Origin of the sequence: Nocardioides sp. (genome assembly GCF_051876515.1) — a bacterium.
GTDB lineage: Bacteria > Actinomycetota > Actinomycetes > Propionibacteriales > Nocardioidaceae > Nocardioides.
The window spans coordinates 1-23,087 of record NZ_JBJEHY010000134.1; the positions used below are offsets into that span (position 1 = coordinate 1).

Annotated in this window: 27 protein-coding genes and 1 pseudogene; 13 read left to right on the plus strand and 15 right to left on the minus strand. The window is 70.2% G+C overall.

Annotated elements, in window-relative coordinates:
• Positions 1-627 (plus strand): M16 family metallopeptidase (locus tag ACI379_RS09760; protein WP_439791884.1); only part of this gene is annotated, 627 nt, incomplete at its 5' end.
• Between the two features lie 51 nt (positions 628-678).
• Here ACI379_RS09760 and ACI379_RS09765 read toward each other — a convergent pair.
• The gene (locus ACI379_RS09765) at positions 679-1,194 is read right to left on the minus strand and encodes a class I SAM-dependent methyltransferase (protein ID WP_439791885.1); all 516 of its coding nucleotides are present in this window, start codon (positions 1,192-1,194) and stop codon (positions 679-681) included.
• 91 nt (positions 1,195-1,285) lie between these two features.
• On the opposite strand from ACI379_RS09765, the gene dapB reads away from it, so the two are divergent.
• Positions 1,286-2,029, plus strand: coding sequence for a 4-hydroxy-tetrahydrodipicolinate reductase (dapB, locus tag ACI379_RS09770; RefSeq protein WP_439791919.1), 744 nt, complete (start codon positions 1,286-1,288; stop codon positions 2,027-2,029).
• 19 nt (positions 2,030-2,048) lie between these two features.
• Here dapB and ACI379_RS09775 read toward each other — a convergent pair whose 3' ends face one another.
• The 5 genes from ACI379_RS09775 to ACI379_RS09795 form a co-directional block, all read right to left on the minus strand.
• A complete protein-coding gene (locus ACI379_RS09775; protein ID WP_439791886.1) occupies positions 2,049-2,348 on the minus strand; it encodes an AzlD domain-containing protein in 300 nt (99 codons plus the stop codon).
• Positions 2,345-3,097 (minus strand): AzlC family ABC transporter permease, encoded by a 753-nt coding sequence (locus ACI379_RS09780; RefSeq protein WP_439791887.1) that lies wholly within the window; start codon positions 3,095-3,097, stop codon positions 2,345-2,347. The genes ACI379_RS09775 and ACI379_RS09780 overlap by 4 nt, the downstream gene beginning before the upstream one ends.
• A 60-nt stretch (positions 3,098-3,157) precedes the next feature.
• On the minus strand, positions 3,158-3,379 hold the full coding sequence (locus tag ACI379_RS09785) for a hypothetical protein (RefSeq protein WP_439791888.1): 222 nt from the start codon (positions 3,377-3,379) through the stop codon (positions 3,158-3,160).
• A gap of 125 nt (positions 3,380-3,504) precedes the next feature.
• Complete coding sequence (locus tag ACI379_RS09790) at positions 3,505-4,050, minus strand: GNAT family N-acetyltransferase (protein WP_439791889.1); 546 nt, start codon at positions 4,048-4,050, stop codon at positions 3,505-3,507.
• A 9-nt stretch (positions 4,051-4,059) separates the two neighbouring features.
• A complete protein-coding gene (locus tag ACI379_RS09795) occupies positions 4,060-4,638 on the minus strand; it encodes a DUF3043 domain-containing protein (RefSeq protein ID WP_439791890.1) in 579 nt (192 codons plus the stop codon).
• Positions 4,639-4,813: 175 nt separating this feature from the next.
• Here ACI379_RS09795 and ACI379_RS09800 point away from each other — a divergent pair, with 175 nt between their 5' ends.
• Genes ACI379_RS09800 through pspAB form a run of 4 tightly spaced genes read left to right on the plus strand, consistent with a single transcriptional unit; the run spans position 4,814 to position 7,415 of the window.
• Positions 4,814-5,596 carry a PspA/IM30 family protein gene (locus ACI379_RS09800; protein ID WP_439791891.1) on the plus strand — a complete coding sequence of 261 codons (783 nt, stop codon included), beginning with the start codon at positions 4,814-4,816 and terminating at the stop codon, positions 5,594-5,596.
• Positions 5,593-5,871: a PspA-associated protein PspAA gene (gene pspAA, locus ACI379_RS09805; RefSeq protein WP_439791892.1), complete on the plus strand. Its 279-nt coding sequence runs from the start codon at positions 5,593-5,595 to the stop codon at positions 5,869-5,871. Before ACI379_RS09800 ends, pspAA begins: the two co-directional genes overlap by 4 nt.
• A 22-nt stretch (positions 5,872-5,893) precedes the next feature.
• Positions 5,894-6,820, plus strand: a complete 927-nt coding sequence (gene htpX, locus ACI379_RS09810; protein ID WP_439791893.1) for a zinc metalloprotease HtpX — start codon at positions 5,894-5,896, stop codon at positions 6,818-6,820.
• A gap of 7 nt (positions 6,821-6,827) precedes the next feature.
• The gene (pspAB, locus tag ACI379_RS09815) at positions 6,828-7,415 is read left to right on the plus strand and encodes a PspA-associated protein PspAB (protein ID WP_439791894.1); all 588 of its coding nucleotides are present in this window, start codon (positions 6,828-6,830) and stop codon (positions 7,413-7,415) included.
• Positions 7,416-7,437: 22 nt separating this feature from the next.
• Here pspAB and ACI379_RS09820 read toward each other — a convergent pair whose 3' ends face one another.
• The 3 genes from ACI379_RS09820 to ACI379_RS09830 form a co-directional block, all read right to left on the minus strand.
• Entirely contained in the window at positions 7,438-8,631 is a 1,194-nt protein-coding gene (locus ACI379_RS09820) for a winged helix DNA-binding domain-containing protein (RefSeq protein ID WP_439791895.1), read from the minus strand.
• A 27-nt stretch (positions 8,632-8,658) separates the two neighbouring features.
• Complete coding sequence (gene nadA, locus ACI379_RS09825; RefSeq protein WP_439791896.1) at positions 8,659-9,831, minus strand: quinolinate synthase NadA; 1,173 nt, start codon at positions 9,829-9,831, stop codon at positions 8,659-8,661.
• Between the two features lie 69 nt (positions 9,832-9,900).
• The gene (locus ACI379_RS09830; protein WP_439791897.1) at positions 9,901-10,818 is read right to left on the minus strand and encodes a GNAT family N-acetyltransferase; all 918 of its coding nucleotides are present in this window, start codon (positions 10,816-10,818) and stop codon (positions 9,901-9,903) included.
• Positions 10,819-10,865: 47 nt separating this feature from the next.
• Between ACI379_RS09830 and ACI379_RS09835 the strand changes: the two genes are divergently transcribed.
• Positions 10,866-11,951, plus strand: coding sequence for a glycerate kinase family protein (locus tag ACI379_RS09835; RefSeq protein ID WP_439791898.1), 1,086 nt, complete (start codon positions 10,866-10,868; stop codon positions 11,949-11,951).
• A gap of 96 nt (positions 11,952-12,047) precedes the next feature.
• Positions 12,048-12,410, plus strand: coding sequence for an iron-sulfur cluster insertion protein ErpA (erpA, locus tag ACI379_RS09840; protein WP_439791899.1), 363 nt, complete (start codon positions 12,048-12,050; stop codon positions 12,408-12,410).
• A 109-nt stretch (positions 12,411-12,519) separates the two neighbouring features.
• On the opposite strand, the gene ACI379_RS09845 is transcribed toward erpA, so the two are convergent.
• Positions 12,520-12,762 (minus strand): hypothetical protein, encoded by a 243-nt coding sequence (locus ACI379_RS09845; RefSeq protein ID WP_439791900.1) that lies wholly within the window; start codon positions 12,760-12,762, stop codon positions 12,520-12,522.
• A gap of 64 nt (positions 12,763-12,826) precedes the next feature.
• Between ACI379_RS09845 and ACI379_RS09850 the strand changes: the two genes are divergently transcribed.
• Positions 12,827-13,813 (plus strand): carbohydrate kinase family protein, encoded by a 987-nt coding sequence (locus ACI379_RS09850; RefSeq protein WP_439791901.1) that lies wholly within the window; start codon positions 12,827-12,829, stop codon positions 13,811-13,813.
• Between the two features lie 8 nt (positions 13,814-13,821).
• Here ACI379_RS09850 and ACI379_RS09855 read toward each other — a convergent pair whose 3' ends face one another.
• A complete protein-coding gene (locus tag ACI379_RS09855; RefSeq protein WP_439791902.1) occupies positions 13,822-14,079 on the minus strand; it encodes a sulfurtransferase TusA family protein in 258 nt (85 codons plus the stop codon).
• Entirely contained in the window at positions 14,076-15,194 is a 1,119-nt protein-coding gene (locus tag ACI379_RS09860) for a cysteine desulfurase family protein (protein WP_439791903.1), read from the minus strand. The genes ACI379_RS09855 and ACI379_RS09860 overlap by 4 nt, the downstream gene beginning before the upstream one ends.
• Before the next feature lie 138 nt (positions 15,195-15,332).
• Here ACI379_RS09860 and ctaC point away from each other — a divergent pair, with 138 nt between their 5' ends.
• The 4 genes and pseudogenes from ctaC to ACI379_RS09880 form a co-directional block, all read left to right on the plus strand.
• A complete protein-coding gene (gene ctaC, locus ACI379_RS09865) occupies positions 15,333-16,247 on the plus strand; it encodes an aa3-type cytochrome oxidase subunit II (RefSeq protein ID WP_439791904.1) in 915 nt (304 codons plus the stop codon).
• Complete coding sequence (gene ctaD / locus ACI379_RS09870) at positions 16,244-17,947, plus strand: aa3-type cytochrome oxidase subunit I (RefSeq protein WP_439791905.1); 1,704 nt, start codon at positions 16,244-16,246, stop codon at positions 17,945-17,947. Before ctaC ends, ctaD begins: the two co-directional genes overlap by 4 nt.
• The gene (locus tag ACI379_RS09875; protein WP_439791906.1) at positions 17,944-18,342 is read left to right on the plus strand and encodes a cytochrome c oxidase subunit 4; all 399 of its coding nucleotides are present in this window, start codon (positions 17,944-17,946) and stop codon (positions 18,340-18,342) included. Before ctaD ends, ACI379_RS09875 begins: the two co-directional genes overlap by 4 nt.
• Before the next feature lie 522 nt (positions 18,343-18,864).
• A pseudogene (locus ACI379_RS09880) lies at positions 18,865-19,269 on the plus strand (maleate cis-trans isomerase family protein); the annotation flags it as partial.
• Between the two features lie 169 nt (positions 19,270-19,438).
• Here ACI379_RS09880 and qcrB read toward each other — a convergent pair.
• From qcrB to qcrC, 3 genes are read right to left on the minus strand one after another with little or no spacing between them, the layout of a single operon-like run.
• Positions 19,439-21,139, minus strand: a complete 1,701-nt coding sequence (qcrB, locus tag ACI379_RS09885) for a cytochrome bc1 complex cytochrome b subunit (protein ID WP_439791907.1) — start codon at positions 21,137-21,139, stop codon at positions 19,439-19,441.
• The gene (qcrA, locus tag ACI379_RS09890; protein ID WP_439791908.1) at positions 21,136-22,188 is read right to left on the minus strand and encodes a cytochrome bc1 complex Rieske iron-sulfur subunit; all 1,053 of its coding nucleotides are present in this window, start codon (positions 22,186-22,188) and stop codon (positions 21,136-21,138) included. Before qcrA ends, qcrB begins: the two co-directional genes overlap by 4 nt.
• Positions 22,185-23,057 (minus strand): cytochrome bc1 complex diheme cytochrome c subunit, encoded by an 873-nt coding sequence (gene qcrC / locus ACI379_RS09895; protein ID WP_439791909.1) that lies wholly within the window; start codon positions 23,055-23,057, stop codon positions 22,185-22,187. The genes qcrA and qcrC overlap by 4 nt, the downstream gene beginning before the upstream one ends.
• Between the last annotated feature and the right edge of the window lie 30 nt (positions 23,058-23,087).

The window sequence follows — 23,087 nt, forward strand, 5'->3', positions numbered from 1 at the left end:
GCCGACGTCCAGGCGGTGCCCCTGCCGCCCCGGACCAGTGAGCGGCTCCGCCCCATGCAGCCGGGGGGCATCGAGACCACCCGCCCCCTGGAGCAGGTCAACCTGGTCGTCGGGACCAACGGCATCTCGCGCACCGACCCCCGCCGGTACGCCCTCGGCGTCCTCAACACGGCGCTGGGCGGTGGCACGTCGTCGCGCATGTTCCAGGAGGTGCGTGAGATCCGAGGCCTGGCGTACTCGGTCTACTCGTTCGCCAGCCATCACTCGGACGCCGGCCTGGTCGGCGTCGCGGTCGGTTGCCTGCCGAGCAAGCGGGACGAGGTCCTGGCCACGATCCGGCGCGAGCTCGCCAAGGTGGCCGCCGAGGGCATCACGCCCGAGGAGGTCGACCGCGGCAAGGGCCAGCTCAAGGGCGGTCTGGTGCTCGGGCTCGAGGACTCGGGGTCGCGCATGTCGCGTCTCGGGAAGGCCGAGCTCGTGTACGACGAGATGCTCAGCATCGACGACGTCCTCGCGCGCATCGACGCGGTGACCCACGAGCAGGTCTGCGAGATCGCCAAGGAGCTGTTCAGCCAGCCCGAGATTCTGGCTGTCGTCGGCCCCACGGAGACGCCCGCGGAGGACTGAGCCGTACGGACCAGCGCAGCGGCGCCCCGTTCCCGTCAGGGGAGCGGGGCGTCAGCGCTTCCCGATGAGACCGATGACGGGCGGGTTCTTCTGCTCGACGACCGAGACCCTGAAGCCGGAGCTGAGCAGGTTCTCGGAGGCCTTGCGCACGATGTCCGGGACGGCCTCGGGGCGGGTGGCCTCGTAGAAAAGGTAGACGGCCCCGCCGGGGACGATGCGCTCGTGCAGCAGCGCCACCTCGTCGTGGGCGTCGCGGCCCCAGAAGAGGTTCACGTTGAAGGCGAAGACCTTGTTGAGCCGCTTGACCGGCACCCGCAGGGTCGCGAGGTCGATCTGACGCACGACGAGGCGGCCGGCCTCGACGAAGCGCGCGCATCGACGCTTGGTGCGGTCGACGCCGCTCTCGGAACGGTCGATGGCGAAGAGCTTGCCGGTCTCGAGCTTGCTGCAGATCGCCTCGGCCGCGTGGCCCGGGCCGCAGCCGATCTCGAGGACCTGGTCGGCCGGTTGGACGTCCATGAGGTCGACGGCCCACTTGATGCGAGGGGGGATCGGCTGGGTTGGCATGGGGCCAAGCCTGCCACTAGCGGGTCCGACAGTCAGCCACCGCCACCCCTGTTCTCGCTGCGACGATAGGTTGGACCACGTGAGTGACGCGATGAAGGTGGGCGTGCTGGGAGCACGCGGCAAGGTCGGCAGCGAGATCTGCAGGGCCGTCGAGGCGGCCCCGGACACGGAGCTGGTGGCGGCCGTCGACGCAGGCGACGACATCGAGGAGCTCGTGCGCAGCGGGGCCCAGGCCGTCGTCGACTTCACCCACCCCGACGTCGTCATGGGCAACCTCGAGTTCTGCGTGGGCCACGGGATCCACGCGGTCGTGGGCACCACGGGCTTCGACCAGTCCCGCCTCGACCAGCTGCAGGGCTGGCTCGACGCGTCGCCGGGCACGGGCGTCCTGATCGCCCCCAACTTCTCCATCGGCGCGATCCTGATGATGCAGTTCGCGGCGAAGGCCGCCCCGTTCTTCGACTCCGTCGAGGTGGTGGAGCTGCACCACCCCGACAAGGCCGACGCCCCGTCGGGCACGGCCCGTCGTACGGCCGAGATGATCGCCGCCGCCCGTCGCGAGGCGGGTTCCCCGGCGATGCCGGACGCGACCAGCACCTCGCTCGACGGAGCCCGCGGCGCCGACGTGGACGGGGTCCGGGTCCACGGGCTGCGCATCCGCGGTCTGGTGGCCCACCAGGAGGTCGTTCTGGGCCAGCTGGGGGAGACCCTGACCATCCGGCACGACTCCCTCGACCGGGCCTCGTTCAGCCCCGGCGTGCTGGCCGGGCTGCGGGCGATCGGTGACCACCCGGGGCTGACGGTCGGCCTCGAGCACTTCCTCGACCTCGCCTGACCCGGGCAACCTCCAGGAGTCAGACCAGCCGGATCAGCGCCGCGGTGAGGGCGGCCCCGAGGACGACGACCAGGAAGGGCGCGCGCAGCAGGAGCGCCACCAGGGCGAAGGCGAGCCCTCCGGTGCGCGCGTCCACGGTCAGGCTCGCCCCCGAGCTCCACACCTGGACCGCGACAAGAGCGCCCAGCAGAGCCACCGGGATGAGGTCGGCGACGCGTTCGACCACCGGGTGCGCCAGGACGCGCTCGGGGAGCGAGAGCCCGGCGAGCTTGAGCAGGTAGCAGCCCACACCGGCGAGGATCACAGCCGTCCAGATCATCCCCGGCCCCCCGCCACGTCGTCGGTGCCCGGGATCTCGGTCGTGTCCGGGCCCGAGGTCAGGAGCCCGACGAGCAGGGCCACGCCGGCCGCTGCGAGGACAGGAACTCCTGCGGGGGCCACGGGGACCAGCGCCAGCGCGACGGCTGCGGCGCCCAGGGAGACCATGCGGTTGCGGGAGTCCCGCAGCCGCGGCCAGAGAAGCGCGAGGAAGGCGGCACCGACGGCGGCGTCGAGGCCGTAGGCCCGCGGGTCGCCGAGCACCTCGCCGGCGAGGGCGCCCAGCAGCGTGGCGATGTTCCAGAGGACGAACACGGCCAGACCCGTGCTGAGGAACCCGACCCGCACCGCGGCGCGGGTGGGTCGGTTCACGCTCATCGCCGTCGACTCGTCGAGGAGGATCTGGGCGGCCGCCGCCCGGCGCCACCCGCGCCAGCCCAGCATCGGCGCGAGCTTCAGGCCGTACAGCGTGTTGCGGGTGCCGAGCATGACGGCGGTCGCGGCGCCCGACAGCGGTGCTCCGCCCGCGGCCACCACACCGACCAGGGCGAACTGGGAGGCGCCAGTGAACATCAGCAGCGAGAGGGCGCAGGTCTGCAGGACGCTGAGGCCGGCAGCGGTTGAGATCGCGCCGAAACTGACCCCGTACGCAGCAGTGGCCAGGCCGACCGCGACGCCCTCGGAGATGATCGAGGACCGTTCCCCCGGCGCGAGCGGCGCCTCGAAGGTCACGGGGTCGGAGGGGGACATGGCGCCACCGTAGGTGACGCTCCGGTCCCCGTCATCGCCGGGTGCGGGCCGGGGGAGGGATCAGGCGGGACGGCCGGGGCCGCGTCCGACGGGCCCGCCGTGGGTGGTGTGCACGAGCAGGTAGACCAGAACCGCTCCGACGACCACGCCGAGCAGGGCGCCCAGACCCACCGCGAACGGCACGCCGGGCATCGCGCCCAACCAACCGCCCAGTGCCAGGCACACGCCCAGAACAGCCACCGCCAACCAGATCTTGTGACGCATCGGAAGAGGACCGAGCATGGTCGCGCCTTTCACCCGGGTGAATGGTCAGACTTCCATCGTGACGCGGCCCACACGGAAATCAAGGGGCGAGCGTCCGGGGCCCGCTCGGAGCGCGCGACTGAGTGTGTCCGGGTGAGGTCGGGTCAGGCGATGGCGGTGTGCAGGCGGACCTGCTTCACCCGCGTGGTTCCCGTGCCGTCCAGGTCGAGCTCACGGTGCGCGCCGTCGGCCGCCCAGCCCGCGTCGACCAGGAAGCCGCGGTACGCGTCGTCGCTCGCAATGGTCCAGACCACTGCGCGGTTGAACCGGTCGGCGACCAACGTGTCCACCGCCGCCTGGAGGAGGCGGGAGCCGTGTCCCTTGCCGCGCTCCTCGGGGTGGACCGTCAGCTCCGACATCTCCCCGTCGGCGACGCCGTCGCAGTCCGGGTCACCGGCGGGGCCGGTGAGCACGAAGCCGAGCACCCGGTTGCGTTCGAGCGCGACCAGGACCCGCTGCCGGGCGTCGGCCGGCCGGGACAGCAGCGCGCGCCACTGCTCGGCCAACGGGCCGGGGTCGGTGGGGATGGCTTCCCCGGGCACCAGCGAGCCGTACATCTCGGGCCAGGTGCGGACCTGGACGGCTGCGATCGCGTCGGCGTCGTCGGACCAGGCGACGCGGACCGAGACGTCCGCGGTGGGAGTCGTCATGGCCGTACCTCAGCGGTACTTCTCGGGGAGCTGCTCCCCGATCCGCACCTGCGGCTTGGGCAGACGCATGAACTTCATCTGCAGCGCGCGGGAGAAGGAGTACCAGGTGATACCGCGGGTCGACTCGCCGGGGAACCGACGGGCGAGCTCGCGGTTCAGGCGGAACTTGAGGGTCACGAAGTCGACCACGACCATCATGAGGGTGACCAGCATGAGGATGTTGCCGAGGCGCTGCGAGGTGGTGTTGGCGATCGTCCCCAGGATCATCGAGGCCAGCAGCAGCGGCACCATGATCTCGATGAACGAGAAGCGCGAGTCGACGAAGTCGCGCACGAAGCGCCGCATCGGTCCGCGGTCGCGCGCGGTGAGGTACTTCTCGTCACCCGCCTTGAGTCCGTCGAGGGCCCGCTTGCGCTCGCTGCGGCCGGCGGCCGCCTGCTCCTGGCGCGTACGGGGCGCCTTGGCGCGCGCCTTGGCCGCTGCCTCGGCCTCGCGGCGGGTCGGGGTGGGACGTCCCTTGCCGCCCACCTTGGTGGAGGCCTGGTCCGCGGAGGGGGTGGACGTGTCTGACTTGCTGCGACCGAACAACTGGGGGCCTTCACATGGAATCGGGACGAGGATTCCCGCAGTCTACCGGCGACCCCCGCGCTCCACGCCGTCGCGACGCGACCTCGGCCACGGGTGCCCGGGACACATCCTTGCGACTGGGCCTAGGGTTGTTCGCGACAAGCCCCGGGCATGACGAGAGAGGGAACGTTCCCCGATGAGTCTCATGAAGCGCATCAGTCTGATCTTCAAGTCGAAGGCCAACAAGGCCCTCGACCGAGCCGAGGACCCTCGGGAGACCCTCGACTACAGCTACCAGCGCCAGCTGGAGCTGCTCTCCAAGGTGCGCCGCGGCGTGGCCGACGTCGCGACCAGCCGCAAGCGCGTCGAGCTGCAGGTCAACCAGCTCGAGCAGCAGGCCGCCAAGCTCCAGGGGCAGGCGGAGAAGGCCATCGGCGCCGGACGTGAGGACCTCGCCCGCGAGGCGCTGACCCGCAAGTCCGGCCTCACGACCCAGATCGCGGGCCTCAAGGAGCAGCAGGCCAACCTCCAGGGGGAGGAGGACAAGCTCGTCCTCGCCCAGCAGCGGCTGCAGGCCAAGGTCGAGTCCTTCCGCACCCGCAAGGAGACGATCAAGGCGACGTACACCGCTGCCGAGGCGCAGACGCGGATCGGCGAGGCGATGTCGGGCATCTCCGAGGAGATGGGCGACGTGGGCCTGGCCATCCAGCGTGCCGAGGACAAGACCGCGTCCATGCAGGCGCGGGCCGGGGCGATCGACGAGCTCATCGCCTCCGGTGCCCTCGACGACGCGTCGGCCATCAACGCCGGTGACGACATCGCCCGCGAGCTGGACGCCCTCGCCTCCTCCTCCGACGTCGAGGCCGAGCTGGCCCGGCTCAAGTCGGGCAGCGCTCCTCAGGCGATCGAGGCCGGCGAGCCGATCCTCGACGTCGAGCCCACGTCCGCCCCGGTGCAGGGCGAGGAGGGTCGGGCATGATCGTCCGCATCCTCGGCGAGGGCCAGTTCGACCTCACGGACGCCGACTTCGAGGCGCTCAACGTCCTCGACGCCGCGGTGGAGTCGGCCGTGAAGGAGTCGGACGTCGACGCCTTCGGACCGGCCTTGGAGGCTCTCCTCGAGTCGGTCCGCAGCCACGGCAGCCGGCACGACGTGGACACCCTCGACACCTCCGACCTGATCCTGCCCCCGGCAGGCTCGTCGATCGACGAGGTGCGTGACCTGCTCAGCGGGGACGGGCTCATCCCGGGCTGAGTCTGCGGAAGCACTGATCCCCGTGGCGAGCAGCCGTTTCATCAAGGACCGCGGCCTCACCGCGCGGATGACGCTGACGATGTTCCTCCTCGGAGCACTCTTCGTCGTCCTCGTGGTGGCCGTGGCCCTGATCGTGGGCAACCAGGCCGGCGGGGGCGCCGCGGTGCTCGTGGGGGTGGCTGGCATCGCCATCGCCTTCTACCAGTGGTGGACCTCCGACAAGGTCGCCATGCGCGCCATGCGGGCGCGTGAGGTGACCCCCGAGGAGGCGCCGGAGCTGCACGGGATGATCGACCGGCTCTGCGCGTTGGCCGACATGCCCAAGCCGCGCGTCGGCGTCGCCGACATGGCGGTGCCCAACGCGTTCGCCACCGGCCGTTCTCCCGACCGGTCGGTGGTCTGCGTGACCACCGGCATCCTCCAGACGCTCACCGCCGAGGAGCTCGAGGGCGTCCTGGCCCACGAGCTCAGCCACGTCGCGCACCGCGACGTCCTGGTGATGACGGTGGCGTCGTCCGCCGGCATCGCCGCGGGCCTCCTCATGCGCTTCGGCACCAGCGTGCGCCCTCGCGGGGGCGGCAAGCAGCAGGGTGGCGTCCTGGCGGCGATGCTGCTGACCCTCCTGGTCAGTCTCGTCGTGTACGCCGTCAGCTTCCTGCTGCTGCGCATCCTGTCGCGCTACCGCGAGCTGTGCGCGGACCGTTCCGGGGCGTACCTCACCATGAAGCCGGCGGCGCTGGCCTCGGCCCTGCAGAAGATCTCCGGCACGAGCGCGGCCATCCCCGACGAGGACCTGCGCGCCGCACCTCCGGCCGTGAGCGCCCTCTGCATCGCCCCCGCCTTCGCCCCCAAGAGCTTCGGCGCCCTCTTCGCCACGCACCCGCCTCTGGAGAAGCGTCTCGAGCAGCTCGCACGCATCCAGGTCGAGCTCGGTCGCCCCACCACCTAGGAGCACGATGATCTTCGACGCCCTGCGCGGTCGCTCCCGCCGGAGCCGCAACGACCTCGACGCCCTGTTCATGGTCCCCAGTGCCGCCGTGACGCTGCAGACCGCGATGGGCCTGACCCCGACCGGTACGGGCACCGTCTGCTACCGCGCCGCCACCGGTGCGGGCTTCGCGCAGACCCAGGCGGACGTGGTCGGGCTGATCGCGCAGTCCGGTTCGGGTGCGCCCGCCCCGACGGTGAGCACCGTCGCGGACGACTTCGGTTTCACCTGGCTGGTGGTGGACGACGACCCTGGCGACGTCTCCGGCCTGTGCACCGACCTGCACGCGGTCAACACCGCGCTCGAGGCCAACGGTTTCGAGTCGAGCCTCCTGTGCTCGGTCATCCCCTTCGAGGGGCAGGGACAGCGCGTCGGGCTCGTCTACCTGTACAAGCAGGGCACCTTCTACCCGTTCGCCCCGACCGGGACCCCCGGCGCCGAGCGCCGCCGCGACAACCTGCTGGAGATCGCTGTGCGCGACCAGCTGCGCGACGAGCTGCCGATGGAGCAGGACCTGCAGCGCTGGATGGCACTGTGGGGCGCCCCCGGGCTCTGAGCCGTCCGCTGACGCTGCCGGCTCAGGGCAGCGTGTCTCCCGCGAGGTGCCGGGAGTTGTAGGTGATCGGCACCCGCGTGCCGTCGAGGATGGTCTCGAGCCGGGCTGCCTCCCGCGCGAGGGCCGTCCCAGCGGCCCGGGGGACCTCCAGGAGCGTGCGCACCTGCACGGTGCCGTCGTCCCGCTGCCCCCAGGTGCCGACGACCCGGCCGTTCCACCACGCGGTGTTCGAGCCGTTGCCGACGGAGTCGTACACGTGGCGCCGCAGGCGCGGGTCGAGGTGGAAGCCGCGGGTCCGCCACCCCATCGTGGTCGGGTCGAGGGTCGGCAGGAGGGCGGCCCAGTCGTCGACGTCGGGGGAGTCGTCGACGTCGTCCGCGTGCACCCAGCCGTGGGAGCCGTCGTCGAGCTCGACCTCGACGGCGCCGAGCTCGCCCAGGGCCCGACGAGCGGCCGTCTTCGTCGAGCCGAGCCACCAGACCAGGTCCTCCAGCGTCCCCGGGCCGAAGCGGCGCAGCCACCGGTCGACGAGCTCCCGGTAGCCGTCGTGGCTGTCGGTGGGAGCGGGGCGCTCGCCGAGCCACGACTCGGCGGAGGCGTACGTCGGTCGGGCGGTGCTCCAGGGGCCGTCGTTGCCGGCGCGGACCAGCACGCCCCGCATGCACAGCCAGGACAGGACGTACTGGGCGGCGGGCAGCGGTCGGCCCCACTTCGTACCGGGCGCCACGTCGACACGGAGGTCGAGCGCGGGCACGCACTCGCGCAGGCGCCCCGGCGACAGCGGGCCGTGCTGCGCCAGCGCGTCCAGCAGGTCGCGGGTGGTTCCTGCCAACCAGGTGTCCGTGTCGTCGACCTCCGGTACGGCGTCCAGCGCCCTGCGCAGGCGCCGTTCCTCCGGGACGGCCGTGCGTGCTGCCGCGCTGCCCAGCACGGCGGGGAGCAGGTCGCGCGGGACGGCGAACAGGGTGTTGCGCATGCCCGTCTGCTTGACCAGTGCCCGTTCCGTCTCGAGCACCTCGCGGACGGTGGAGGGCGTCAGCTCCTCGACCCGCGCGTGGGCCGCCAGGTACACGCTCGGGGCGTCGGTCGCGTGCAGCCCGACCACCGCCCGCGCGGCCTCCTCGACCGTGCCCACGCGGTGAGCGGGCGACACGGCGTGGCGGGCAGCCAGCCGTCGGCGCCGTTCGTCGTCGGTGATGCGGGGCGCTGCGGTCACCGCGGCAGGTTCCCTCGGTCGGCCGGATCAGTCCTTGGCGGTCTTGCCAGGGAGGTCGAGCATGCGCTGCAGCGCGACCTTGGCGTCGCGCTCGGTGGCCGCGTCGACGGTGATCTGGTTGACCACGTTGCCCGCGACCAGGTTCTCCAGCGCCCACACGAGGTGCGGCAGGTCGATGCGGTTCATCGTGGAGCAGTAGCAGACGTTGCGGTCCAGGAACATGATGTTCTTGTCCGGGTGGGCGTCGGCGAGACGCTTGACGAGGTTCAGCTCCGTGCCGATCGCCCAGGTCGAGCCGGGCTCGGCGGCCTCGATCGCCTTGATGATGTACTCGGTGGAGCCGACCATGTCGGCCTTGAGCACGACCTCGTGCTTGCACTCGGGGTGGACGAGGACCTTCAGGTCGGGGTGCGCGGCGCGCAGCTCGTCGATCACGTCCTCGGAGAAGCGGCCGTGCACCGAGCAGTGGCCCTTCCACAGGATCATCCGCGCGCCGGCCAGCTCCTCGGCGGTGAGGCCGCCGTTGGGCTTGAGCGGGTTCCACACGACGCACTCGTCGAGGGCGATGCCCTGCTGGAGGACGGCGGTGTTGCGGCCCAGGTGCTGGTCGGGGAGGAAGAGGATCTTGGCGTCGGGCTTCTGAGCGAACGCCCACTCCAGGGCGACCTCCGCGTTGGACGAGGTGCACACCAGCCCGCCGTTGCGGCCGCAGAACGCCTTGATGTCGGCCGACGAGTTCATGTACGTCACCGGCACGACCTGGTCCTGCACGCCGGCGGCCGCGAGCGCGTCCCACGCGTCCTCGACCTGGCGCAGGCGGGCCATGTCGGCCATGGAGCAGCCCGCTGCCATGTCGGGCAGGATCACGGCCTGGGAGTCGGTGGTGAGGATGTCGGCCGACTCGGCCATGAAGTGAACGCCGCAGAAGACGATGAACTCGGCGTCGGGCCGGCCCGCCGCGTCACGCGCCAGCTTGAACGAGTCACCGGTCACGTCCGCGAACTGGATGACCTCGTCGCGCTGGTAGTGGTGCCCCAGGACGAACAGGCGGTCACCGAGCGCCTCCTTGGCGGCCCGGGCGCGGGCGACCAGGGTCGGGTCGGAGGCCGGCGGGAGGTCGCCGGGGCACTCGACGCCGCGCTCGGCGTCCAGGTCGCGGCCCTTGCCCAGCGGAAGCAGCGGGAGGTCAACGGTGCTCATGGTCACATCCTAGGAGGCGAGGGGGACGTACATGGTGCCGAGGCGCCCCGCGGACGACCCGGTGATCGCTCAGAGCAGACTGCCGTGGTGCAGGTACGGCGTCGGTGGCCGCATGTGCCGCAGGCACAGGTACCCCGCCTGACGCAGCGACAGCCGGGCGGCCATCCCCACGTCGAGCGCCCACTGGTTGGCGGCGGTGACGTGGCGCACCGCCACGGGACGCTCCTCGGTGCTGCCGGCCAGCGCCTCCCAGAGGAGATCGGTGGCTGCCCGCTTGCTCGAGGCCGCCAGCAGGACCGGCGCTCCGGCGTCGTCGACGTAGGCGTACCCGCTCCCGGTCGTCCGGTCGGTGACGAGCAGCCGGAACTGCCGGGCCAGCAGGGCGTGGTCGCCACCGTGGGCGGCGCCGCGCGTGCTCCGGTCGACCGAGTCCATCAGGTCGACGTCGCCCAGGCTCCCCTCGCGCACGGAGGTGATCGCGGGGAGGGAGGCGCGGTCGACCGTGCCGTGCAGGAACATCTGCGGGTGCAGGTCGAAGCCCGCCAGCCGGTACCGCCGGGCCGCGGCGGGGGAGGCGGAGGCCGCGAACATGCCGCGCAGGCACCCCGCCCCGTGGGCCGACGCGGCGTCCAGCAGCAGTCGGCCCACCCCCATGCCCTGGTGGGAGCCGGCGACGGCGAACGAGCTGAGGATCCACATCAGCTCGCGGACCCGCGAGACGGCGCACCCCACCACCACGCCGTCCACCTCGGCGACCCAGCACCCGCCCGGGTCCGTGAGCAGGGCCTCGCCGCTCCGCGCGATCCACGCGGCGTCACCGGTGGTCGAGCGGGGCGGCGGGACGGGGAGGTCGCGCGGGTAGGTGTCCACGTCGACGGCGTGGTACGCCGTCGCGGTGATCCTGGCCATGGCGGGCAGGTCCTCGGGCCGCGCCGGGCGTACGAGCAGGGAGTCGGGAACGGGTCGGGACAGCCTGGCGTCGTTCACGGCACCAGCATGCCCGCCGGCCGGTCGCGGTACGCAAGGATGTGCCCATGCGCGTCCTGATCGCCCCCGACAAGTTCGCCGGCACGCTCACGGCCGTCCAGGCCGCCGAGGCGATCGCCGACGGTTGGAAGCAGCACGCGCCCGAGGACGAGGTCGACCTCGCGCCGATGGCCGACGGTGGCCCGGGCTTCGTGGACGTCCTGCACGCCTCGTCGGGCGGGGAGCTGGTCTCGGTGACCGTCCGCGGCCCGCACGGGGACCCCTCCCCGGCGGCGTTGCTGGTGGTCGGCGACGACGTGTACGTCGAGAGCGCCCAGGCGTGCGGACTCCACCTGCTCGCCGGACGGCCGGCCGCCACCGCCAGCACGTACGGTGTGGGGGAGCTGCTCGCGGCCGCCGTCGCCACCGGCGCCCGCCGAGTCGTGGTGGGTCTGGGTGGCTCGGGCACGAACGACGGGGGAGCGGGTCTGCTGGCTGCCCTGGGGACCACCGCTGACGTCGACCTGGCGGGCGGTGGCGCCGCGCTGGCCGGTGTGACCACCGTGGACCTGGCTGCGGCGCGGGACCGCGTGCGGGGGGTCGAGATCGTGGCCGCCACCGACGTGGACATCCCGTTGACCGGCCTGTTCGGGGCCACCAAGACGTTCGGGCCGCAGAAGGGCGTCGCCGAGGAGGACGTGGCTGCCCTGGATGCCTGTCTGGAGGCCTTCGCCACCGCGGCCGACCGCCGGGTCTCCCTCGACAAGGGCGCCGGCGCCGCCGGAGGGCTCGGGTACGCGCTCATGCTCTTGGGCGCCTCGCGGGTCCCCGGGATCGACCTGGTGACCAGCGCTGTCGGGCTCGCCGAGCGGGCGCGGGAGGCCGACCTCGTGGTCACCGGCGAGGGTGCCTTCGACTTCTCCAGCCGCTCGGGCAAGGTGCCGTACGGGGTGGCCGAGGTCGCCGCGGAGGCCATCCGGCCGTGCATCGCCCTGGCCGGTCAGGTGCTGGTCGGCTCGCGCGAGATGCGCGCGCTGGGGATCGAGGCCGCGTACTCGACGGTCGACCTGGTGGGTGAGGACCAGTCCTTCGCGGATCCCGCGGGTTCCCTGAGCGCGCTGGCGCGCCGGGTGGCCCGCACCTGGTCACGCTGAGCCTCCCGGAGGCTCACGTCCGGAGGCGGGGAATATCCGGGGGTGTGCGACGATTGGGAGAGGTACACCGCCTCTTCGACTTTTTGGGAGCCGCACATGACCGAGCAGGTCGAGACCACCACCGAGCGCCGTACGGACCAGATCAACCTGTCCGACGTCGCTGCGGCCAAGATCAAGAGCCTTCTCGAGCAGGAGGGTCGCGACGACCTGGCACTGCGCATCTCCGTCCAGCCCGGCGGCTGCTCCGGTCTGCGCTACCAGCTCTTCTTCGACGAGCGCACCCTCGACGGTGACGTCGTCACCGACTTCGACGGCGTCAGCGTCGTCGTCGACCGGATGAGCGTCCCCTACCTCAACGGTGCCGAGATCGACTTCGTCGACACCATCGAGAAGCAGGGCTTCACGATCGACAACCCCAACGCGACCGGTTCGTGCGCCTGCGGGGACTCGTTCCACTGAGACAGCTCTCCTGCCCACGGGCAGGCACAGAAGAAGGCCCCCGCCACTGGCGGGGGCCTTCTCATTTCCGTTGTGGCTGCGCCTGCTCGACAGAAAGGAGGGAGGGAGATCAGTCGAGGTGGAGATGCAGCGCGTTGGCCAGCCGAGTGGCGGCTTCGGAAATCTGGATGTCCCGCTTGGGAATCTCCTGCGGGAAGTCGGCGAAGTGGATGCTCGGTGCCGGGTTGTGAGCCGCCCGGGCGATGCGGTCGAGTCGGAGGTTCTGGCCGACGGCGCGGCAGTCCGCAACCATCTCGGCGGTCGAGGCCATCTCGTCGTGCGTCAGGTGAGAGTCGGGTGTCGATCGGCTCATGGGACCGACGCTATTGGCTACCGGAGGGTACGCAAAGCAGTACTGCCCGGTAGTGTTGCGCGGCGTGTCTCTTCTCATCGCCGGCTCCGTGGCCACCGACCACCTGATGTCGTTCCCGGGCAAGTTCTCCGACTCGCTCGTCGTGGACCAGCTGCACAAGATCTCCGTCTCCTTCCTCGTTGACGACCTCGAGGTCCGGCGCGGGGGGTGCGCGGCCAACATCTGCTTCGGCCTGGGCAACCTCGGCCTGCGGCCCGTGCTCGTCGGAGCGGTCGGCCAAGACTTCGCGGACTACCGCTCCTGGCTGGAGCGCCACGGCGTCGACTGCGACTCCGTGCACGTCTCCGAGACGCGGCACACGGCCCGCTTCGTGTGCACCAACGACTCCTCGATGGCCCAGATCGCCTCGTTCTACCCGGGCGCGATGAGCGAGGCCCGCGAGATCGAGCTCAAGCCGATCGCCGACCGTGTCGGGGCGCCCGACTTCGTCCTCATCGGTCCCGACGACCCGGAGGGGATGCTGCGCCACACCGATGAGTGCCGCCAGCGCGGGTACCGCTTCGTGGCGGACCCCTCCCAGCAGCTGGCCTTCGGTGACGGCGAGCTGATCCGCCCGCTGATCGACGGGGCGCACATCCTGATCAGCAACGAGTACGAGTCCAGCCTGATCACCTCCAAGACCGGCTGGAGCCACGACGAGGTCCTCGAGCGCGTCGACATCTGGGTGATCACCCTGGGCGCCGACGGCGTCCGCATCGAGCAGAAGGGGCAGGAGCCGATCGTCGTGGCGGCCGTCCCCGAGGTCACCGCCGTCGAGCCGACCGGGGTGGGCGACGCGTTCCGCGCCGGCTTCCTGGCCGCCCTGACCTGGGGTCTCGACCTGCGCTCGGCGGCCCAGCTCGGATGCCTGCTGGCCGTCTACGTGGTGGAGCAGGTCGGCACGCAGGAGTACACGCTGGGCCGCGCCCACTTCCTCGCCCGCTGCGAGGCGGCGTACGGCGCGGAGGCCGCCGCGGGGATCGCCCCGCACCTGCAGACGTTCTTCGACTGACCCCGGGGTCAGTGCAGCCGGCGCACCCGGTGCGCCGGCACCCCGTCGGGGCCGACGGCCTCGCCCAACGCCTCGTGCCCACGCATCCGGCACCAGGCGGGGATGTCCACGCGCGCGGCCGGGTCGTGGGCCAGGACTGCCACCGTGGCTCCCACCTCGACGTCCCCGACGTGCTTGGCGAGCTCGATGACCGGCATCGGGCAGCGCAGGTCCCGGCAGTCCAGGACCAGGTCCGGACCGGTCTCGTCCGCGTCGGAGGTGCTCACAGGCCCACCCGCGCCCGCAGCTCGGTCACGACCGGGCCGAGGGCGTCGCAGAACGCCTCCACCTGCTCGCGGGTGGTGTCGCGGTGCAGGGAGAGCCGTACGTTGCCGTGGGTCAGGACGCCCATCGCCTCCAGCACGTGGCTGGGCCGCAGCGTGGAGGCGGTGCACGCCGAGCCGCTGGCCACGGAGAAGCCCCGCCGGTCCAGCTCCGTGACCAGCGCCTCGCCGTCCACGTACAGGCACGAGAACGTCACGAGGTGGGGGAGCCGCTCGGTGGGGTGACCCACCACCTCGACATCCCCGACCGCGGCCACCCGGTGGCGTACGAGGTCGATGAGTGCGTGCTGTTCGGTGCCGACCCGGTCGCGCTCAGCGACCACCGCCTGCAGCGCCGCGGCGGCGGCCAGGGCGGCGGGGACGTTCTCGAAGCCGGAGCTGCGCTCGTCGATCCTGTCGTCCTCGGGGAACGGGTTGCGCCACCGGGCGCCCTTGCGCACCACGAGGACGCCGACTCCGGCCGGACCGCCCCACTTGTGGGCCGAGCCAGCCACGACGTCCGCACGGCGGGGGAGGTCGAGGCGCCCCATCGACGCGCAGGCGTCGACGAATACCCCCACGCCGTCGGGGACGTCGAGGGCGTCGACGGGCTGGATCGTGCCGACCTCGTGGTTGGCGTGCTGGACGGCCACGGCGGCCACGCCCACTCGCGCGACCTCGGCGTTGAGCGCCTCGACGTCGACGCGGCCGGTCCCGTCCACCGGGACGGGACGGGCCTGGGCACCCCAGGTGACGGCGTGCAGCACGGAGGAGTGCTCCACCGCCGTGTGGACCACGTCCTGCGCGCCACGGGCCCCGCGGACCAGGCCGAGGAGGCCGCGGTGCACGGCGTCGGTGCCGGTGTGCGTGAACGTCACCTCGTCGGGCCGTACGTCGAGGCACTCCGCGACCACGGCGCGGGCGTTGTCGAGCAGCAGGCGTGCCTGACGGGCGCCGCCGTGCAGACGACGGGGGTCCGCCCAGCCCGCGTCGAGGGCCGCGCGGAACGTCTGCCGGGCCGCCGGGTGCAGGGGGAGCGACGAGGCGCCGTCGAGGTCGACTCGGGCAGGTGTCGTCACGCTCGTCGTGTCCTCCGGAACGCCATTTCCCACGCTGCGAACCTAGACCATCGAGCGACACCCGACCCTGCCCCTCACAACGGAAAGGAATGGCGATACGCTTCCCTCGTTGAAGTAGACCGAGAGAGAGGCTCGTTCGTGGGTCTGAAACTCCCCAAGCGTTTTGCCGCGCCCAAGAGGCTTGCGACTGTTGCGCTTCTGGGCGGGACCTTGCTGTTGCTGGGTGCATGCTCCGAGGCCGACAAGGACCAGATGCGTCGTCTGGCCATGCCTGAGCCGGTCACCACGCAGGGTCCGGCGACCTTTGAACTCTGGAAGTGGGCCTGGGTCGCCGCCATGGTGGTCGGCGTCATCACCTGGGGCCTCATCTTCTTCGCGGCCTGGCGTTACCGCCGGCGTGACGCGAACGAGGTCCCCGTCCAGACCCGTTACAACCTGCCGCTCGAGGTTTTCTACACGATCACCCCGATCCTCATGGTTGTCGTGTTCTTCTACTGGACCGTCGACGTCCAGAACAAGATGACCAAGGAGGTCGACGACCCCGACGTCGTGATGGAGGTCGTGGGCCAGCAGTGGTCCTGGACGTTCAACTACGGCCTCGGTGACGTCGACCAGACCAACCGTGATCCCGACCTGAAGAAGGGCGAGTTCGCCTACGACGAGTACGCGTTCTCGTCGGGCACCGCGTCGGTCATCCCGACGCTCGTGCTCCCGGTGGACCAGACGATCCAGTTCAACCTGCACTCGCCGGACGTCATCCACAGCTTCGGGATCCCCGAGTTCCTGATGAAGCTCGACGTGATCCCCGGCCAGGTGAACTCCTTCCAGGCCACGCCGACCGTCGAGGGCACGTTCCCCGGCAAGTGCTACGAGCTGTGCGGCACCTCCCACGCCCGCATGCTGTTCAACGTCGAGGTCGTCTCGCAGGCTGACTACCAGAAGTACATCGCCACCCTGGAGACCTCCTCGACCGGCCGCCCGCTCCTCGGTGGGGCTGCCTCCACCACGGTGCCGGGCCTTGAGACCGAGACCCAGGAAGGAGCTCACGAGTGAGCGCCGCGAGTGCTGCCGTCGAGGCAGGGGGCAAGACGCCCCTGGGTACGCAGGTCGTCCGCCTGCTGACCACCACCGATCACAAGCTGATCGGCAAGATGTACCTGGTGACGTCGTTCGTCTGGTTCCTGCTGGGCGGTGTGATGGCGCTGGTCATCCGTGCCGAGCTGGCTTACCCGGGCATGCAGGTCGTCACCGACCAGTTCTACAACCAGCTGTTCACCATGCACGGCACGATCATGCTGCTGCTGTTCGCGACGCCGCTGTTCTTCGGTTTCGCCAACGTGCTGATGCCGCTGCACATCGGTGCGCCGGACGTCGCGTTCCCCCGCCTCAACATGTTCAGCTACTGGCTGTACCTGTTCGGTGGTCTGATCGCTGCGTCGGGCTTCCTCACCCGTGACGGTGCCGCCGACTTCGGCTGGTTCGCGTACGCCCCGCTGTCGACCGCGGTCCGCAGCCCCGGCGTGGGTGGCGACCTGTGGATCATGGGTCTGTGGATGGCCGGTATCGGCACCATCCTCGGTGCGGTCAACTTCATCACCACGATCATCTGCATGCGTGCCCCGGGCATGACCATGTTCCGGATGTCGATCTTCACGTGGAACACCCTCATCACCTCGATGCTGGTGCTCATGGCCTTCCCGATCCTGGGTGGCGCGCTGCTCTCGCTGGAGGCCGACCGCCTCCTCGGGGCCCACGTGTTCGACCCGTCGCACGGCGGTCCGATCCTGTGGCAGCACCTCTTCTGGTTCTTCGGCCACCCGGAGGTCTACATCCTCGCGCTGCCGTTCTTCGGCATCGCCTCGGAGATCCTCCCGGTGTTCTCGCGCAAGCCGATCTTCGGCTACATCGGCCTCGTCGGCGCGACCCTGGTCATCGCGATCCTCTCGATCGCCGTCTGGGCGCACCACATGTTCGTCACCGGGTCGGTCAACCTGCCCTTCTTCTCGGGCATGACGTTCCTCATCGCCGTACCGACAGGCGTGAAGTTCTTCAACTGGATCGGGACGATGTGGGGTGGATCCATCTCCTTCGACACCCCGATGCTGTGGACGATCGGCTTCCTCACGACCTTCCTCTTCGGTGGTCTGACGGGCGTCATCCTGGCCAGCCCCCCGCTGGACTTCCACGTCTCCGACTCGTACTTCGTGGTGGCGCACTTCCATTACGTGGTCTTCGGCACCGTCGTCTTCGCGATGTTCGCGGGCTTCTACTTCTGGTGGCCCAAGATGACGGGGCGGATGCTCAACGAGGCGCTCGGCAAGGTCCACTTCTGGCTGCTGTTCATCGGCTTCCACCTGACCTTCCTGATCCAGCACTGGCTGGGTGTCGAGGGCATGCCGCGCCGCTACTCGGACTACCTGCCGGGTGAGGGCTTCACGACCCTGAACCAGATCTCCACGATCGGTTCGTTCCTGCTGGGTCTGTCGATGCTGCCGTTCTTCATCAACGTGTACATCTCCCGCAAGTCGCCCCTGGTCGGGGTGGACGACCCGTGGGGCTGGGGCCGCTCGCTCGAGTGGGCCACCAGCTGCCCGCCGCCGCGGCACAACTTCGAGTCGCTGCCGCGCATCCGTTCGGAGTCGCCGGCCTTCGACCTGCACTACCCCGAGGTGTCGATGATCGACGCCGGGGCGGTGAACGCGGCCTCCGCCGCGGTCCTGGAGGACGCTGACGCCAAGGGAGGCAAGCGATGAAGAACGAAGCATGGATCTTCGGGATCACCGCGATCTTCTTCGTGCTGATCGCGCCCACCTACTGGCTCATCACGGGCGAGTGGGTCGGGACCACGGCCCTGGTCATGACCGCGCTGCTGGCGATCATGATCGGTCTGTACCTCGGCTTCCACGCGGCCAAGATGGACGCACGTCCTGAGGACCGTGAGGACGGCGAGATCGCCGAGGGTGCCGGCGAGCTGGGCTTCTTCCCGCCCTACTCGTGGTGGCCGCTGTGGTGCTCGATCACCTTCTCGATCGTCACCTACTCGGTGGCGTACGGGGCCTGGTGGCTCACGATCATCGGTGGTGTGTTCGGCATGATCACCATCATCGGGTGGGTCTTCGAGTACTACCGGGGCGAGCACGCCCACTGAGCTTCATCCTGTGAAAGGCCCCGCTGCTCCGGCAGCGGGGCCTTTCTCGTCGTTCTGCGCGGCGAGTCAGGCCCCGTACGGGCGCTCATGGCTGCCACCAGCCGGCGGACTGCGCTGGGGCCGCCCCCGTGGAGCACGAGCGGCCAGTCGCAGCGTTCCGTCGCACGGAGGCCGGCGTACTCACTAGCCTGCAGGGGTGCCAGGTGATCACGAGACCCGACATCCGCTGACGTACTGCCTCATGGGGCCACGGGTGGCCCGGGGGAGTCACGCATGGTGAACCAGGTGGGTCCTCGGGCGGTCTTCGGCGTCGTGGTCCCCAGCACCAACACCGTCGTCGAGCACGACTACTGGAGCGCCGGGGTGCCTGGGGTGGCGTACCGCGCCGGCTCGATGTACATCGAGCACCCGGGCCTGTGCAGCGACGAGGACTTCGAGGCGCTCCTCGTCCAGATCCGTGGGTCGATCGACCTGGCCGTCCGCGACGTCATGACGGCCCGGCCGGACCGGCTGGTCATGGGTATGTCGGCCGAGACGTTCTGGGGAGGGGTGGCGGGCAACGAGGCGTTCGAGGCGCGTCTGGAGGCCCTGTCCGGGTTGCCGGTGACCACGGGCGCCAGCGCTTGCCGGGCGGCGCTCCAGGCGTTGTCCGTACGCCGGATCGCGGTGTTCTCCCCGTACCAGCCCGTGGCGGACCGGGAGGTCGGCCGGTTCTTCACCGAGGCGGGCTTCGAGGTGGCAGCCATCACTGGTCTGCGCTGCCCGACTGCCACCGCGATCGCGGAGGTGGGGGAGGAGCGGTTGCGTTCTGTCGTCGACGACCTGGACGGCGCTGACGTCGAGGCTGTCGTCCAGGTCGGGACGAACCTGTCCTTCGTGGGTCTCGCGCGGGAGCTGGAGGGCGAGCTGGGCAAGCCCGTGGTGGCGATCACCGAGGCCCACGTTGTGGCACGCCCTGCGCGTCCATGGCATCGACGACCAGCTGTCCGGTGGGGGAGTACTCCTGCGCGAACACTGAGCCCGCTGTCCCAGCGCGACATGGCAAGAGGCCCCGGACCATCAGGTCCGGGGCCTCTTGTCAGGCGATCACGCTGGATCAGTGCTTGGAGTCGAGCTCCTTGTGCTCCTCGCCCGCGTGCAGCTCGTCGTGGTCACCGTGGTGGTGCGCCTCCTCGAGCTCAGCGGCCGTGGGCTTCTGCACGTTGTGCTGGAACTTCCACTTCGAGAGCTTCTCCCGCAGGCGGTTGGCCCGCGTGCTCGGAGCGGCCACGCCGTTGGCGTCCGTGTCGGACTCGACCGTGTAGATCTCGTCGCGGTCACGAGCGGTGAGCGCGTACTGCTTGTCGAGCGGCAGCGGCAGGTGACGCTCGGAGTAGGAGCCCTCGGCCGACCGCATGATGATGCCGGTCTCGTAGCCGTGGAGCAGCTTCTCGTTGTCGTGACGCTGCAGCGAGATGCACCAACGCCGCGTGATGATGAACGCGATGATCGGGCCCACGATCCAGAGCACCCGGAAGATGTAGGTGATCTGGTTGATGCTCAGGTGGAAGCGCACCGCGAGGATGTCGTTACCACCGGCGGCCCAGGTGACGCCGTAGAAGGTCATCAGGGCCACGAAGAAGGCCGTACGGGTCGGAGCGTTCCGCGGGCGCTGGAGCAGGTGGTGCTCGCGCTTGTCACCGGTGATCCACTGCTCGACGAACGGCATCGCGATCAGGATGAGCAGCGCCACGATCGGGGCCACCAGGATCGGGATCATGACGTTCCACGACCAGGTGTAGCCGAACCAGTAGCTCTCCCAGCCCGGGATGATGCGGAGCAGGCCGTCGGGCCAACCCATGTACCAGTCAGGCTGGGCGCCGGCGGTGACCTTGGTCGGGTCGTACGGGCCGTACTTCCACACCGGGTTGATGCTCAGCAGGCCACCCATGAGGGCGATCACGCCGAAGACGACGAAGAAGAAGCCGCCGGCCTTGGCCATGTAGACGGGGAGCATCGGGTAGCCGACCACGTTCTCCTGCGTACGGCCGGGGCCAGGCCACTGCGTGTGCTTGTGGTAGACGAGCAGCAGCATGTGCGCGGCCACCAGGGCCAGCAGCAGGCCGGGGATCAGCAGGACGTGGATGGTGTAGAGGCGGGGGATGATCGACTCGCCCGGGAACTCGCCACCGAACAGGAAGAACGACATGTAGGTGCCGATGACCGGCGAGGCCTTCATGAAGCCGTCCGCGGCACGGATACCGGTGCCGGAGAGCAGGTCGTCGGGGAGCGAGTAGCCCGTGAAGCCCTCGACCGTGCCGAGGAACAGCAGCAGGCAGCCGATCACCCAGTTGAGCTCACGCGGCTTGCGGTACGCGCCGGTGAAGGCGACGCGCATCATGTGCACCATCATCGAGGCGACAAAGATCATCGCAGCCCAGTGGTGCATCTGGCGCATCAGCAGACCGCCGCGCACGTCGAACGAGATGTTCAGCGTGGAGGCCATGGCCTCCGACATGCCGATGCCGCGCAGCTGGGCGTAGGAGCCCTCGTACGTGACGTGGCCCATCGAGGGGACGAACCAGAAGGTGAGGAACACACCCGTCAGGAGAAGGACCACGAAGCTCCACAGGGCGATCTCGCCCAGCATGAAGGACCAGTGGTCGGGGAACACCTTGCGGATGTTCTTCTTCACGACGCCGGCGAGGCCGAGGCGCTCGTCGGCCCAGTTGGCCAGGCTCCCCGCCTTGGAGGGCTTGGAGGCCGTCGCGGGCTTCGACCCGTTGGTCGAGGCCACCTTGCTCGTGTCGACGCTCACAGCTTCTCACGCTCCCAAAAACTCGCCCCGACGGGCTCGGTGAAGTCGCTCTGGGCGATCAGGAAGCCCTCCGAGTCCACGGCCAGCGGCAGCTGGGGGAGCGGACGGGCGGCGGGCCCGAAGACGACCTTGGCGGAGTCGGCCAGGTCGAAGGTCGACTGGTGGCACGGGCAGAGCACGTGGTGCGTGGTGCGCTCGTACAGGGAGATCGGGCAGCCGACGTGGGTGCAGATCTTCGAGTAGCAGAGGATGCCGTCGACGGTCCAGTTGTCACGGCCCTCGCCGTGGGTGATCTCCTTGGGCTCCATGCGGACCACGATGATGGCGGCCTTGGCCTTCTCGGCCTGGAACTCGGCGCCGGACCCGAGGTCGGGGTAGCCGTTCTCCTCGGTCGGGAAGATCGCCTCGGCGGTGCCGTTGATCAGGTCGCCGATCTCGATGTCGGAGGCCTTGATCGGGGTGCCGACGACGTCGCGGACCAGACGCATGCCCTTGGTCCACACCGTGTGCGCCAGGACGTCGCCCGGGAGCGGGCCCAGGTCACGGAAGAGGACGATGGCCGGGAGGCCCATGATGCCGACCGCGGCGAACATCGAGTTGCGGACCAGGGGACGACGGGAGATGCCCGACTCCTCCAGACCAGCCTGGAGCGCTGCGACGGCGCCCTCGCGGGACTCCTCGTCGGAGTTGGCCGGGTGGCGCATCTCGACGATCTCGACGTCACCCATGAGCTTGCGGGCCCAGTGGATGATGCCGATGCCGATCAGCAGGAGGCCGAGTCCCAGGGAGGTGCCCAGGGCCAGGGTGGAGGCACCCATGCCCATGAAGGTGTCCCACTCCTCGCCGATCTCGAACGTGAAGTACGAGACGAGGAAGAGGATCGCGCAGAGGATCGAGATCCCGAACATCGCCGCGACCTGACGCTCGGCGCGCTTCTCGGCCTTGTCGTCGACGTCGGTGGGACGCCACGTGTGCGCGGGAAGCCCCGGGTCGGGGATGGGTTCCGCCTCGACGGCGGGCACGTTGTCGTGCGAGTGGTTGTCGGTCACGCTTCCGCCTTGTTCTTCTTGCTACGGGTCGTGTGGGAGGCGATCCAGATCGCGATGCCGACGAGGCCGCCGACGCCGATGATCCAGCCGAACATGCCCTCGGCCACCGGGCCGAGACCACCGAGCGTGAAACCACCGATCTCGGGGGAGTCGTTCATGGACTGGATGTACGCGATCACGTCGCGCTTCTCCTCGGGCGACAGGTTGCCGTTGCTGAAGCTCGGCATGGTCTGCGGACCGGTCAGGAGCGCCTCGTAGATGTGGCGAGGCTCGACGTTGCGGATGTTGGGCGCGAAGCCGCCTCGGGGCATGGCGCCGCTCTTGCCGTTGTAGTTGTGGCAGGCGGTGCAGTTGGTGAGGAAGATCTGGCCACCGTTGGCGATCGCCTTCTCGCGCTCCTCCTCCGACAGACCGTCGATGGAGTAGTCCTCGGGGTTCGGGATCGCGGGGCCGGGTCCGAGCGAGGCGACGTAGGCCGCCAGCTGCGCGATCTCCTCGTCGCTGTAGACGACCTTCTTGCGCGGCGCCTGGGCGCCGGGGTGGGACATCGGCATGCGGCCCGTGCCGACCTGGAAGTCGACGGCAGCGGCGCCCACGCCCACGAGCGAGGGGCCGACCTGGTAGCCGTCGCGGTCGGTCGAGATGCCCTCGCCGTTCTGGCCGTGGCAGAAGGCGCAGCCGACGAGGAAGAGCTCGCGGCCCGCCTCGACGTCAGCGGTGCTGCTGGCCTGCTGGTCGGCCTGGGCGGGAGCGAGAGCCGTGTACACGCCGCCGGTCAGCAGGAGACCGAGGAGGAGTACGGCTACGCCGGCCAGGGGTCCCCGGCGGTGCCGGGAGAGGCGGCCTGCGGAGCGGTTCAGGAAACGCACATTGATTCCTAGCTAGTTCCGGACGGGTGA

Excerpts from the sequence above, each read along its gene's own strand:
- ACI379_RS09765 (WP_439791885.1), bottom strand. The coding sequence starts at position 1,194 with ATGCCAACCCAGCCGATCCCCCCTCGCATCAAGTGGGCCGTCGACCTC.
- dapB (WP_439791919.1), top strand. The coding sequence starts at position 1,286 with ATGAAGGTGGGCGTGCTGGGAGCACGCGGCAAGGTCGGCAGCGAGATC.
- ACI379_RS09775 (WP_439791886.1), bottom strand. The coding sequence starts at position 2,348 with ATGATCTGGACGGCTGTGATCCTCGCCGGTGTGGGCTGCTACCTGCTC.
- ACI379_RS09780 (WP_439791887.1), bottom strand. The coding sequence starts at position 3,097 with ATGTCCCCCTCCGACCCCGTGACCTTCGAGGCGCCGCTCGCGCCGGGG.
- ACI379_RS09785 (WP_439791888.1), bottom strand. The coding sequence starts at position 3,379 with ATGCTCGGTCCTCTTCCGATGCGTCACAAGATCTGGTTGGCGGTGGCT.
- ACI379_RS09790 (WP_439791889.1), bottom strand. The coding sequence starts at position 4,050 with ATGACGACTCCCACCGCGGACGTCTCGGTCCGCGTCGCCTGGTCCGAC.
- ACI379_RS09800 (WP_439791891.1), top strand. The coding sequence starts at position 4,814 with ATGAGTCTCATGAAGCGCATCAGTCTGATCTTCAAGTCGAAGGCCAAC.
- pspAA (WP_439791892.1), top strand. The coding sequence starts at position 5,593 with ATGATCGTCCGCATCCTCGGCGAGGGCCAGTTCGACCTCACGGACGCC.
- pspAB (WP_439791894.1), top strand. The coding sequence starts at position 6,828 with ATGATCTTCGACGCCCTGCGCGGTCGCTCCCGCCGGAGCCGCAACGAC.
- nadA (WP_439791896.1), bottom strand. The coding sequence starts at position 9,831 with ATGAGCACCGTTGACCTCCCGCTGCTTCCGCTGGGCAAGGGCCGCGAC.
- ACI379_RS09835 (WP_439791898.1), top strand. The coding sequence starts at position 10,866 with ATGCGCGTCCTGATCGCCCCCGACAAGTTCGCCGGCACGCTCACGGCC.
- erpA (WP_439791899.1), top strand. The coding sequence starts at position 12,048 with ATGACCGAGCAGGTCGAGACCACCACCGAGCGCCGTACGGACCAGATC.
- ACI379_RS09845 (WP_439791900.1), bottom strand. The coding sequence starts at position 12,762 with ATGAGCCGATCGACACCCGACTCTCACCTGACGCACGACGAGATGGCC.
- ACI379_RS09875 (WP_439791906.1), top strand. The coding sequence starts at position 17,944 with ATGAAGAACGAAGCATGGATCTTCGGGATCACCGCGATCTTCTTCGTG.